Source organism: Streptomyces phyllanthi, assembly GCF_009377205.1.
Lineage (GTDB): Bacteria > Actinomycetota > Actinomycetes > Streptomycetales > Streptomycetaceae > Streptomyces > Streptomyces phyllanthi.
This window is the reverse complement of sequence record NZ_VJZE01000295.1, coordinates 1-11,498: the sequence shown is the minus strand read 5'-3', so window position 1 is coordinate 11,498 and position 11,498 is coordinate 1. Positions and strand designations below refer to the sequence as shown.

Annotated in this window: 12 protein-coding genes; 10 read left to right on the top strand and 2 right to left on the bottom strand. The window is 71.6% G+C overall.

Translation table 11 applies throughout. From position 1 onward, the window contains the following. The first annotated feature begins 62 nt into the window (after positions 1-62). The 3 genes from dapD to FNH04_RS30955 all read left to right on the top strand — a co-directional run bounded on the left by dapD (position 63) and on the right by FNH04_RS30955 (position 2,966). Positions 63-1,052 carry a 2,3,4,5-tetrahydropyridine-2,6-dicarboxylate N-succinyltransferase gene (gene dapD, locus FNH04_RS30965; RefSeq protein ID WP_152789088.1) on the top strand — a complete coding sequence of 330 codons (990 nt, stop codon included), beginning with the start codon at positions 63-65 and terminating at the stop codon, positions 1,050-1,052. Between the two features lie 163 nt (positions 1,053-1,215). Beyond that, positions 1,216-1,773 (top strand): SigE family RNA polymerase sigma factor, encoded by a 558-nt coding sequence (locus FNH04_RS30960; protein WP_152789087.1) that lies wholly within the window; start codon positions 1,216-1,218, stop codon positions 1,771-1,773. Then, positions 1,770-2,966 carry a WD40 repeat domain-containing protein gene (locus tag FNH04_RS30955; protein ID WP_322724333.1) on the top strand — a complete coding sequence of 399 codons (1,197 nt, stop codon included), beginning with the start codon at positions 1,770-1,772 and terminating at the stop codon, positions 2,964-2,966. The genes FNH04_RS30960 and FNH04_RS30955 overlap by 4 nt, the downstream gene beginning before the upstream one ends. Here FNH04_RS30955 and dapA read toward each other — a convergent pair. Continuing rightward, positions 2,953-3,861, bottom strand: a complete 909-nt coding sequence (dapA, locus tag FNH04_RS30950) for a 4-hydroxy-tetrahydrodipicolinate synthase (RefSeq protein WP_152789086.1) — start codon at positions 3,859-3,861, stop codon at positions 2,953-2,955. The two genes, FNH04_RS30955 and dapA, sit on opposite strands and share 14 nt — an antisense overlap. A gap of 187 nt (positions 3,862-4,048) precedes the next feature. On the opposite strand from dapA, the gene FNH04_RS48720 reads away from it, so the two are divergent. From FNH04_RS48720 to FNH04_RS30925, 6 genes are all read left to right on the top strand, one after another. Then, positions 4,049-4,183 (top strand): hypothetical protein, encoded by a 135-nt coding sequence (locus FNH04_RS48720; RefSeq protein WP_265580751.1) that lies wholly within the window; start codon positions 4,049-4,051, stop codon positions 4,181-4,183. Continuing rightward, positions 4,180-4,893 carry a hypothetical protein gene (locus FNH04_RS30945; protein WP_152789085.1) on the top strand — a complete coding sequence of 238 codons (714 nt, stop codon included), beginning with the start codon at positions 4,180-4,182 and terminating at the stop codon, positions 4,891-4,893. The genes FNH04_RS48720 and FNH04_RS30945 overlap by 4 nt, the downstream gene beginning before the upstream one ends. Before the next feature lie 55 nt (positions 4,894-4,948). Beyond that, positions 4,949-5,377, top strand: a complete 429-nt coding sequence (locus FNH04_RS30940) for a phage holin family protein (protein WP_322724331.1) — start codon at positions 4,949-4,951, stop codon at positions 5,375-5,377. Next, a complete protein-coding gene (locus FNH04_RS30935; RefSeq protein WP_152789084.1) occupies positions 5,374-5,784 on the top strand; it encodes a DUF3618 domain-containing protein in 411 nt (136 codons plus the stop codon). Before FNH04_RS30940 ends, FNH04_RS30935 begins: the two co-directional genes overlap by 4 nt. A gap of 435 nt (positions 5,785-6,219) precedes the next feature. Further along, positions 6,220-6,885 (top strand): ArsR/SmtB family transcription factor, encoded by a 666-nt coding sequence (locus FNH04_RS30930; protein WP_152789083.1) that lies wholly within the window; start codon positions 6,220-6,222, stop codon positions 6,883-6,885. 29 nt (positions 6,886-6,914) lie between these two features. Then, positions 6,915-7,652, top strand: coding sequence for an SRPBCC family protein (locus FNH04_RS30925; protein WP_152789082.1), 738 nt, complete (start codon positions 6,915-6,917; stop codon positions 7,650-7,652). 82 nt (positions 7,653-7,734) lie between these two features. Here the strand turns inward: FNH04_RS30925 and FNH04_RS30920 are convergent, their stop codons facing one another. Further along, the gene (locus FNH04_RS30920; RefSeq protein ID WP_152789081.1) at positions 7,735-9,561 is read right to left on the bottom strand and encodes an endonuclease/exonuclease/phosphatase family protein; all 1,827 of its coding nucleotides are present in this window, start codon (positions 9,559-9,561) and stop codon (positions 7,735-7,737) included. A gap of 432 nt (positions 9,562-9,993) precedes the next feature. On the opposite strand from FNH04_RS30920, the gene FNH04_RS30915 reads away from it, so the two are divergent. Continuing rightward, positions 9,994-11,466: a hypothetical protein gene (locus FNH04_RS30915; RefSeq protein WP_152789080.1), complete on the top strand. Its 1,473-nt coding sequence runs from the start codon at positions 9,994-9,996 to the stop codon at positions 11,464-11,466. The last annotated feature ends 32 nt before the right edge of the window (positions 11,467-11,498 follow it).

The window sequence follows — 11,498 nt, the reverse complement described above, 5'->3', positions numbered from 1 at the left end:
GCACCTGAGACGCACCCCCCACCGGTTCGCCTCCACCACCCCCCGCCGGTTAGTTTGCCCTTATGACCGATACGACTGCTCCTCGTACCACCGGCGCCGTGGCCGCCGGACTCGCCACCATCGCCGCTGACGGCACCGTTCTCGACACCTGGTTCCCCGCGCCCGAGCTCGTTGCCGAGCCCGGCCCGGCCGGCACGGAGCGGCTGTCCGCCGAGCGTGCCGTGCAGTCGCTCGGTGAGGGGGCCGCGAAGGCGGTCGGGCCGGATGCCCGGCGGGGCGTCGAGGTGGTCGCGGTGCGTACGGTCATCGCCTCGCTCGACGAGAAGCCGATCGACGCGCACGACGTGTATCTGCGGCTGCACCTGCTGTCGCACCGGCTCGTCAAGCCACACGGTCTGAGCCTGGACGGCATGTTCGGCTTCCTCGCCAACGTGGCATGGACCTCGCTCGGGCCGGTCGCCGTCGACGACCTCGAGAAGGTGCGGCTCAACGCCCGCGCCGAGGGGCTGCACCTCCAGGTCACCTCCGTCGACAAGTTCCCGCGCATGACCGACTATGTGGCGCCCAAGGGCGTCCGTATCGCCGACGCCGATCGCGTGCGGCTCGGTGCCCACCTCGCCTCGGGCACCACCGTGATGCACGAGGGCTTCGTGAACTTCAACGCCGGCACGCTCGGTACCTCGATGGTCGAGGGGCGCATCTCCGCCGGTGTCTTCATCGGGGACGGTTCCGACATCGGTGGGGGCGCTTCCACCATGGGGACCCTCTCCGGCGGTGGCAACGTCATCATCTCCATCGGTGAGCGCTGCCTCGTCGGCGCCGAGGCGGGCGTCGGAATCGCGCTCGGGGACGAGTGCGTGGTCGAGGCCGGTCTGTACGTCACAGCCGGTACCCGGGTCACCATGCCCGACGGCCAGATCGTCAAGGCCCGTGAGCTGTCCGGCGCGTCCAACATCCTGTTCCGCCGCAACTCGGTCACCGGCACCGTCGAGGCCCGCCCGAACAACGCGGTCTGGGGCGGTCTGAACGAGATCCTGCACAGCCACAACTAGGACCGGCCGGTCCATGAACGGTGGGCGCCCTCCCGCGGTCGCGGGAGGGCGCCCGGTCTTTTCACGGCAGTTCGCCGGCGGTGGCATAGCGGGGCACGGGCGCGCGCGTCACAAGAGGCACAGGGGTGGGGCACAGGGCACCGCCGGGGAAGAGAAGGTGACGATGGATGCCGAAGGGCTCGAGAGTTTCCGGGAGTTCGTGGCCGGACGGTCGCCGGCGCTGCTGAAGACGGCCGTACTGCTGAGCGGCGGGGACCGGCACGCGGCGGAGGACCTGCTGCAGAACGCCCTGATCAAGGCCGCCGGTAAGTGGACGCGCATCGACGAACCGGAGGCGTACGTCCGCCAGATCCTGTACCGGCAGCAGGTCAGCCGCTGGCGGCTCAAGTGGCGGCGGCGCGAGCTCAGTGTCGCGGAGCTGCCGGAGGGGGGAACACCCGGGGACGGGGTGGCCGCCGCGGAGCTGCGCCTGCTGATGCGCGGTGCGCTGGCCCGCCTCACCGCGCGGCAGCGGACCGTGCTCGTACTGCGCTACTTCGAGGACCTGCCGGAGGCGGAGGTGGCCCGCATCCTCGGCTGCTCCGTCGGGACCGTGCGGTCCACGACGCACCGGTCGCTGGCGCGTCTGCGCGCGCTCGCGCCCGAACTGGCCGCGCTCGGGCAGGCCGACGCCGAACGGGCGCCGTCCCGTGACTACTCGCCCGTGGAGGTGCGTCCGTGAACGTCGACGAACTCGTCCGTGACTCCCTGCGCGAGCAGGCCGCCGAGACCGTGCCCGTCCCACCGGGATTCGCCGACCGGGTCCTGACCGCCCGGCGCCGCCGCCGGACCCGTACCCTGGCGTCCGTCGCCGCGGCCACCGCCGCGGTGGTCGCCATCGCCGTCGCGGTGCCGCTGCTGGGCTCCGGCAAGGACGACGTACGGCTCGCCAGCGAGAAGAACAAGAGCGACATCATCGCCCACCCGGACCAGTCGCCGCCGCGCGACCTGATCGCGGCCGGGGACACGGCACTGGCCGCCTACTACACCTACAGCATCGACAAGCAGACGAAGGACCGCGGCGTCCGCGCACGGACCTACTGGCTCCTGAACCAGAAGACGGGCAAGTACGAGAAGACCACCAAGTGGTCCTTCATGGACATCGCCCCCGGCCTGCGCACCGCCGCCGTCCTGGAGAAGGACCTCCCGGCCAAGCGGATCGGCCTACTGGACCTGTTCACCGGGGACGTGCGCTGGATCCCGGTCGACCGCGGTGTCGCGGGCGTCGAGTTCTCGCCCGACGGCAGCAAGCTCGTCGCGACGACGTACAGCGAGAACCCGGACCTGGTGTACAAGGCGGACTACGACAGCGACGGCGACGGCAAGAAGAACGACTGGATGCCGCAGTGGGGCCAGTCGGACCGGACCGGTTTCTACGTCATCGACGTGGACTCCGGCGAAGGCTCCTGGAGCGGGGTCACGTCCAACGTCGATGACCTCAACGTCCGCCAGGACTTCGGCTTCAGCCACGACGGCAAGCTGGTCTACGGTGGGCTCACCACCGATCCTCACATGCAGTACTACGACCTCGACGGCAACGAGGTCGACAAGCCCGCGAACGAGAAGTACAGGCACTGGATCAACGACGCGGGACTGTCCCCGAACGGCAAGCTCGTCGCGGACAACGGCATGGTCCTCGACGCCAACACCGGCAAGGTGGTCACCAAGGTGGAGGGAGCACAGGAGCCGCTCGGCTGGGCCGACGACGAGCGGCTCGTCGTCTGGGGATGCGATCCGTGCAACGGCAGGAACGAGTACCGCAACCGGCTCCTGCTGGTCACCATCGGCAGCGACAATGTCGTCCCGCTCAGCGACTTCCGCAAGGCGTCGGCCGACTACCCCGGCCGCTGGGTCCCGATGTTCAGCGAGCGCTGACAGCGCTGACCAGTTCCTCGTACGCCGCCACCAGCCCGTCGGTCGCCTCACGGCCGGCGGGCCGCAGCGGCGCGCGGACCGGTCCCGCGGGCAGCCCCAGCCGCCCGAGCAGCGCCTTCACCGTCACCGTGCCGGGCAGGCCGGAGCCCATCATCAACTCGGTGAGCGGGATGGTGAGTCTCTGAAGACGGGCGGCCCCGTCCGTGTCCCCCGCGTCGAACGCGTCGATGACCGCCCGGAAGTGACGTGGCGTCGCGTTCGCCACCGTGCTGATGTATCCGGCGCCCCCGATCGCGTACAGCGCCAGCACGTACTCGTCACAGCCCGTGTAGTACGCCAACTCCGTCTCGGCCAGCACCCTCTGGGTGCCCAGCAGGTCGTACGCACAGTCCTTCACCGCGACGATCCTCGGGTGCTCCGCGAGCCGGATCATGGTCCGCGGTTCGATGCGCGTGCCGGTGCGGCCGGGGATGTCGTACAGGACGAGCGGCAGCCCCGAGGCGTCGGCGAGCTCGCGGAAGTGGGCCTCGACGGCGTCCTGGGGAGGCCTGCTGTAGTAGGGCGTGACCGCCAGCAGGCCGTCCGCGCCTGCCTTCTCCGCCGCCAGCGCCAGCTCCACGGTGTGCCGGGTGTCGGCCGTGCCGACGCCCGCGACGACATGGACCCGGTCCCCGACCGCCTCGCGGACCGCGCGCACCAGCTCCGCCTTCTCCGTGTCCGTGGTCGTGGGCGACTCACCCGTCGTACCGGACAGGACCAGGCCGTCGCAGCCCCCGTCCACCAGCCGCTCGGCGAGCCGCTGCGCGCCGTCGAGGTCGAGCGCGCCCTCCGCGGTGAAGGGCGTGACCATCGCGCAGAGGGCGCGGCCGAAGGGGGCGGGGTGTGAGGTCGTCATGACGGTAGTGTCGGCAGCACAACCGTGAAGTTCTACTTAATTCTTCTAAGCGGTACAGGTAAGTTCTTCTACGGAGAAGTGTCGTGAGTCCCGGCTCCCGACCAGAGGCCCTGGTGCCAAGCCGCGGCTCATGGGTCACCATGGCGGAGACGGTCAGCAACGTCGGTTCACGGTCATGGGAGGCGTCATGAGGCTCGGCAAAGCACTCGCCACCGGGGTCGCGGAGGAGCAGGAGCAGCCGTACGAGGAGGAGCTGCGGGTCCCCGAGGAGGCCGAGGAGCCGGCGGTCGCCGCGGCCGAAGAGGCACCGGTCGCGCGATGAGACTGCGGCTCCCCGAGGAACGTCCGGCGGAGCCGCCGACCGGATACAAGATCGCCCACCCGGTGCTGTCCCAGGACGGCACCCGGGCCGGGTTCACCGGGGTGTCGCTGGGCGGCACGCTGCCGTACGGCGTCCTCGACGAGGCCCGGTGCGTCTACGGACTGCGGCACCGCGCCCCCGCGCGCCGCTGCGACTGCGGCTTCCACTGCGTGCACGACCGGACGGCGGCCGAGGCCCTGCTGTGCACCGCCGAACACCGTGCGGCCGTACTGCTGGAGGTCTCCGTCCTCGGCGCGTACATCCGCTTCGAGCACGGCTACCGGTACGCGCGCCAGCGGGTGCGCACCGCCACCGTCGGAGCGTGCGCGTGCGGCGCGACGGCCGTGGCCCTGGCCGACGCGGGCTGGGGCCGGCCGGGCTGGTGGGGGCTGTCCGGTTCGTGCGCGGGCTGCGTCCGCGGTCGTATGTCGGTGTCGCTCGCCTCCTTCGCACGGCTGGCGGGGGAGGGGCTGCGGGTCCGGCCCGCCCCCGGCACCCGCGGCGCGGCGGTGAACGGCCCGGGAGGACTTCCCGCCGATACGGGCGTGCCGGAACTCGTCGCGGAGGCGGCACTGCTCCAGGCTCGACTCGACTGGTTCCAGAGCCGGCTGGCGCAGCTCGGCGAACGCGGTCCCGGGGCGCCACCAGGGGGATCGCCCCCTCAGGGGTAGCGCGGCTCCGGCCGGGGTACCCGGAGTGCCCCCGGACGAGAGGAGGCGGGACACAGTGACCGGGACCCTGGACACCAGGCCCGCGCGACCCGAGGCCGCCGAGCACCACTCCGTCGGCGAACTGGTCGGGCAGGCCACCGAACAGCTCTCCCTGCTGGTACGGCAGGAAATGGCCCTGGCCAAGGAGGAACTGGCGGAGAAGGGCCGGCGCGTGGGCCGCGGCGGCGGACTGCTCGGCGCGGCCGGCGCCATCGGGTACATCGGGCTGATGGCCCTGTCGGGTGCGGCGGTCGCCGCGCTCGCGCTGGAACTGTCCGTGTGGGCCGCCGCGCTCATCGTCGCGGGGGTCCTCTTCGTCATCGCGGGCGTGCTGGCGGCGACCGGCCGCGCCCAGCTGCGCAGGGCCACGCCACCCACACCCGGGCGGGCCATCGACAGCGTCAGGGCCGATGTCGAGGAGATCAAGGGAAGGGCGCACCGATGACAACCACCTCCGGCGGTTCGGCCGGTTCGAGGGGTTCGTCCGGGGCCAAGGGGCCCGACGAGCTCCGGCGGCAGATCGAGGCGACGCGTCATCAGCTCGGTGACACCGTCGAGGAACTGGTCGCCAAGACCGATGTGAAGGCGCGGGCCAGGGCCCAGGTGGCGGAGCTGAAGGGCTCGGCCTCGCACGCCGCGCACTCCGTACGGGAACGGGCCACCCATATGCCCCGCGCCGCGGTGATCGGCGGTGTGGGTGTGGGCGTCGCGATGGCGGCCACGGGAGTCGTGGCCTGGCGCAGGCACGAGGTACCGCCGCCCCCGCCGATGCTCCGGGCACGGCACGGCGCCTCACGGCTCCGCGACGACCTGTCACGGTACGTCCAACGGGCCCGGCGCCGGATCGGGTGAGGGGTCCGGGCGCGGCCTCGATGCCGCGGGCACGGTGAGTGGTTGACCTCGAGTTTGGTCGAGGTCGAAGGGTGGTCGGTGTATCCACCGGGCGCTGAGTACCCCCGGGTGCCGAGTGACGGTCGCGCCGCCGCTCGGCCGCCTCCTCGCACTTCCACCTGGGCGCCGACGGCACCCACGTCCTCAACTACGCCGAGTGGAAGAGCGTGAAGTCCTACGACGAGGCCCTCACCCTCCGGCCGTCCACACCGGAGTGGGAGCGCGTCCGGACGTCCCCGGCCTGAAGGGCTCCGCCCCGAGCGGCTACTCGTACGCCCTCGGTCTGCTCCCCGACTGACCCGCATCACACTGACCCGCGTCCCCCGTACGCCGCACCCTCTCACCGAAAACTCTGTCTGCCTGGACAAAAAAAGTTTTCGGTGGGAGGGTGGAGCCATGTTGGACGTGACCGTGATCGAGGACCCGGAGGCGGCCGCCGTCTCGCTGGACCCCATAAGGGCCCGGCTGCTCGCCGAGCTGGCGGCCGGACCCGCCTCGGCCGCCATGCTGGCCGGGAAGGTCGGGCTGCCCCGGCAGAAGGTGAACTACCACCTCAAGGCGCTGGAGCGGCACGGCCTGGTCGAGCTGGCGGGCGAGCGCCGCAAGGGCAACGTCACCGAGCGGCTGATGCGGGCGACCGCCGCGTCGTACGTCATCTCGCCCCTCGCGCTGGCCGCCCTGCAACCCGACCCGGACCGCTTCCGCGACCAGCTCTCCGCGCGCTGGCTGCTCGCGCTCGGCGCCCGGCTCGTCCGTGACGTCGGCACGCTGATCAGGGGCGCGGCGAAGGCCCGCAAGCGGCTCGCGACGTACGCGCTCGACGGCGAGGTGACCTTCGCCTCGGCCGCCGACCGGGCCGCGTTCATCGAGGAGCTGACGGCGGGCGTGAGCGCGCTGATCCGCCGGTACGACGCCCCCGGTGCCGAGGGCGGCCGAGGCCACCGGATCGTCGTCGCCGTCCATCCGACGGTCAAGCCCCAGGCCGACGAGGACCGGGCCGACGAGACCCGGGCCGACGAGACCCGGGCGGGCGAGCCCGAGACACCCGAACTGACCCAATGACACGCTGACTTGACGCGCAGGAGCCCACCATGTCCAAGGAATTCGAGATCGCCCGTGAGTTCGAGGTCGACGCCACGCCCCAGCAGGTGTGGGCCGCCGTCACCAGCGGCACCGGCGGCTGGCTGTGGCCGATGGAGGCCCCCGAGCCGCGCGAGGGCGGCAAGGGCCCCTTCGGCTCCACCGTGACCGCCTGGGACCCGCCGCACCGGTACACCAACCGGGTCGAGAACGTCGACGGCATCTCCGAGCAGACCCTCAACCAGCTCGACTACACGATCGAACCGCGTGACGAGGGCAGACGCGCCTGGGTGCGTTACGTGCACAGCGGCATCCTCGTCGACGACTGGGACAACCAGTACGACGGCGCGAACAAGCACACCGACTTCTACCTGCACACCCTGCGCCAGTACCTGACGCGCTTCGACGGCCGCGCCGTCGCCTTCGCCACCTTCGACGGGCCCGAGGCGTCCACGGCGTCCGACGCGTTCGCCGCGGTCGGCCGGGCACTCGGCCTCCCCGACGAGACGGACGAGGGAGCGCGGATCCAGGCCCAGGGGCCCGAGGGGCAGGCCCTCGACGCCGTACTCGACTACCGCAACCCGTACTTCATCGGGCTGCGCACCGACACCGCCCTCATCCGCTTCTTCGGCCGCAACCACTGGGGTGCCCCGGTCGGCGTCAGCGTCCACGACTTCGCGCCGGACGCCGACGCCAAGCACAACGAGGTCGCCTGGACGGGCTGGCTGAACGGCGTGTTCGGCGCCTGAAACACGCCTTGGCGTGGCTGAGCCCGGCCCCCGGCGAACGGGGGCCGGGCTCAGTGACGTACCCGAGTGACGACGGCCGGTGCTACGGGCGGAAGCGCAGCACCTGCGGGTCGTGGTCGCTGATCTGGTCGTTGAACTCCGAGTTGATGTGCACGCTGTCGTACGTGAAGTCGCAGCTCCACCGGATCGACGGGCTGATCAGGATCTGGTCGAGGACCTGGGCGTTGCCCTGGAAGACGTACGAGTAACGCTCGCTCCTCGGCAGGGACTTGAACGCCGACCACAGGGCGCCGCCGTCCTCCAGCAGCTTGGTGGTGTCCGAGAACTCGAAGTCGTTGATGTCGCCGAGGGTGACGACGGCCGCGCTCTTCTGGTTCTTCAGGATCTCCTTGACGAACGTGTTCACCACGGTCGCCTGGAGGTGCCGCTGGGTCTCCGAGCCGCGCGTCGGCGGCTGGTACTGCGAGTGCAGCGCCTGGTCGCCGCCCTTCGACGCGAAGTGGTTCGCGATCACGAAGACCGGCTTGCCGCGGAAGCTGAACTCGCCCACGAGCGGCTTGCGGCTGTCCTTCCAGGCGTCGTTCGCCGGGTCGATACGGCCCGGGGAGACGGTCAGCTGCGCCTTGCCGCGCACCTTCGTCACGCCGGCCGCCGTGGTGGCGTCGCCGCCCGCGCGGTCGGTGAAGGAGACCCGCTCGGGGTTGAACAGGAACACCTGGCGGATGTTGCCGCCGGGCTGGCCGCCGTCCGCGAGGTTCACCGGGTCGATGGACCGCCACTCGTACGCGGGGCCGCCGGCGGCCTTGATCGCGTCGACCAGCTTCTGCACCGTCTGGTCGGCGGCGACCGTGCCGTCGTTGGTCGCGCCGTTGTTGTCCTGGATCTCCTCCAGGGCCACGATGTCGGGCGACTGGAGGTTGTTCACGATCGCGGCCGCGTGGTCCGCGAAGGTGCCGTCGGACGGGTCCAGGTTCTCGACGTTGTACGTCGCGACCGCCAGCTCGCCGCGCGACTGCTTGCGGGTCGTCTCGCGCTCCAGGCCGCCCTGCTCCAGGGTGCCGAGCTGACTTGCGACGAGGGTGTAGCCGCCGAACTGGGTGTAGTCCAGCGGGCCCGCGGTGGTGCCCTTCAGGACGTCGCCCACGTTCGCCTTCGGGAAGTCGGCGGCCGCTCCCAGCGACTGGATCTGCAGCCGGCCCGTGTTCTGCGAGGTGTACGAGCCGTAGACGGTGCCGCCGCGGCGATTGGCGTTCTCACGCGGCTTGACCGTGACCCACAGCTCGGTGAACGGGTCGGTGGCGGTGACCACACGGGTGTCGGAGACCTGGACGTTCATGCCCTCCAGGGACTCGTAGTAGTCCAGGGCGTAGGCCGCGGGCTTCAGGGTGAGCCCGTTGACCGAGCCGTTCGCGGCCGTGTCGCCGGCCGGGGCGTAGTCGTCCGGCACCGACCTCGCGTTCACGACCGTCGCGGCCGGGACGGCGTTGCCGCTGGAGACCACCGTGACCGTGGCGCGCGTGATCTCCGTGAGGGACTGGTTTCCGGACGAGGTTCCGCCCGGTACGAACTCGGTCACCGTGCCGGAGACGGTGACCGAGTCGCCGACGGCGACCTTCGGGGTGGAGCCGGTGAAGACGAAGACGCCCTCACTCGTGGCCGGGTCGGCGTCCGCCTGGGTGTCCTGGATCCAGAAGCCCCGTGACGAACCGTAGGTCCGTACGCCCGTGACGATGCCCGCCACGTCCGTGACCTGCTGGCCGGCCAGCGGGGATATGCGGGTGGTGCCCTGGATGTCGTGGACGCGGACGGTGTCGGCGTGGGCGGGGCTGGTGACCACCACGGCGGACGCCGCGGAACACGCGGCGGCGACGGTGAGCGCGGCGATGCGCGCGGTTCTCCTGCTCGGCAAGGGATCCCTCCGGGGACGTACGTGAGCGCCGGGACGAGCGTGAGCGCCGGAACGAGAGTGAAGCGATGGGTGAAGCCAGGGGTGAACGCGACCGGTGGGGCGGTGGCGACGCGCGTAGAGCCCGGTCGGCGGTCGCGGCTTCGGTGGCGCGAGAGCTACTCCCGAGTTTCTACGCGCGTCAATCTCCTGCCTGCTCAGGCCACTTGTCAAGGTTTCAGCCATGTACGGCTGTTGACGGAACCGTGAACTGGGCGGCATGGGTGGAAATCCGTCTAGGCTGAGCCGCTGCGGGGTGTGACGGGGCGGCCACGGGTCTCGTGTTCCCGGAGGCGGCTCCCGGCCCTCGTGCACCTGCGGATCGCCCTGTTCATCGTGGTTGGGCGCTGTGGTGCTGTGGTACCCGTCGTGTTCGTCCGGAGGAGAAACCAACCGATGTCAGACAGCTCCCCCCTGCCGCCGGTGCGGCTGCACTCCGAAGCGGAGCTGGCGCGGGACGCGCTCGCCACACCGTTGCTCTCGCGTGCCGTGAGACTCGCCCGCTGGGCGGGGCCGGACACGCGGGTGGGAGCGGGGGGCGAACTGGTCGAGGAGCAACTCCCGCGGGCCGCCCAGGAGCTGGGGCTCACGGGCGATGACGCGGCGGCCTTCGCGAGCGAGGCATGGCGGGTGGCCGTCGACACCGGGCTCGTCGAGATCGTGGACGAGGAGGAGGGCACTGTCGGCGCGGGCGCGGACCTGCGGACGCTCACCTCCGGAGGGCCGCGGGATGTGCTGGGCGTCTGGTGCGCGGCGCTGGAGGCGGTGCTGGCCGACGCGGCCGTACCCGACCTCGACGACCTGGCCGGTGCCATGGACGAGGGCGGGCAGGTCGATCTCTCCCGGCTGGACTGGGATCCTGAGGCGGAGGCGCGGTTCCTGGACGGGGTGCTCGGCAACCTCTACCTGCTGACCGTGGGCGAGGGCGGGCCCGAGGACGGCTTGGTGCCGCTTCCCGCGCTGGCCGCGTCGGTGATCATGCCCGACGGCATGCGGGAGCCCACCAACGACGTGCTGGAGCAGGTGTCGGACGCGATGATGCGGCTCGACGACCAGTTCCGGCTGCTGGAGCCGGTCGGTCTTGTCGCGTACCAGCCGGTGGACGAGGCGCTGATGACGGACGCGGACGGCGCGGACGGCGCGGACGAGGCGGACGAGGCGGATGGCGCCGGCGAGGGGGCCTCCACACCGCTCGACGAGACCGATGTCGCGCGCTACGGGATGGTGCGGCTCACCCCGCTCGGGCTGTACGGGGTGCGGACCCGGTTGCTGGAGGCCGGTGTGCCGGCGCCCGCGGTGGGTGAGCTGGGGGACAAGGGGGCGGACGCCCTGCTGGACGGGACGGCCACCTTCCCGCAGGCCGCGGCGCAGGCGGAGACGGAGCAGTGGCTCGCCCGTCGGGAACCTCTCGCGGGGGCGCGGGAGTTGCTGGCGGCGGCGCGGGGTTCCGACGCCGGGGCGCCCCTTCGCCGGCTCCGCTGCCAGCAGGCGCTGTCCCTGGTGGGGCCCGTTGCCGAGCCGGCGCTTCGGGAGGTCCTCGACGACGCGGAACTGGGTGGGCTCGCGCGGGTGTGGCTCACGGAGCGGGGTGCGGCGGATGTGCCCGTGCCGTCCGAGTCGATGGTCTTCTGGCTGACCATCGACACGGTGGCCGCGCAGCTGGCCGCCGAGGGCAACTCGGTGGAGCTCCAGGCCCTGGTCGAGGGGTTGGCGCAGCAGCACGGGGGCTTTTTCGCGGCGGCCTGGCGTGTGGACCATCCCGCCACGCCCGAGGTCCTGGAGGCGATGGGGCGCCTCCACCCCGACAAGAAGGTCGCCAAGGAGGCCCGTAAGGCGGCGTTCAAGGCGCGGTCTCAGCGGGGGGAGTGAGGGGGAGGGTTATCGCCCCCGCCGCCCCTACC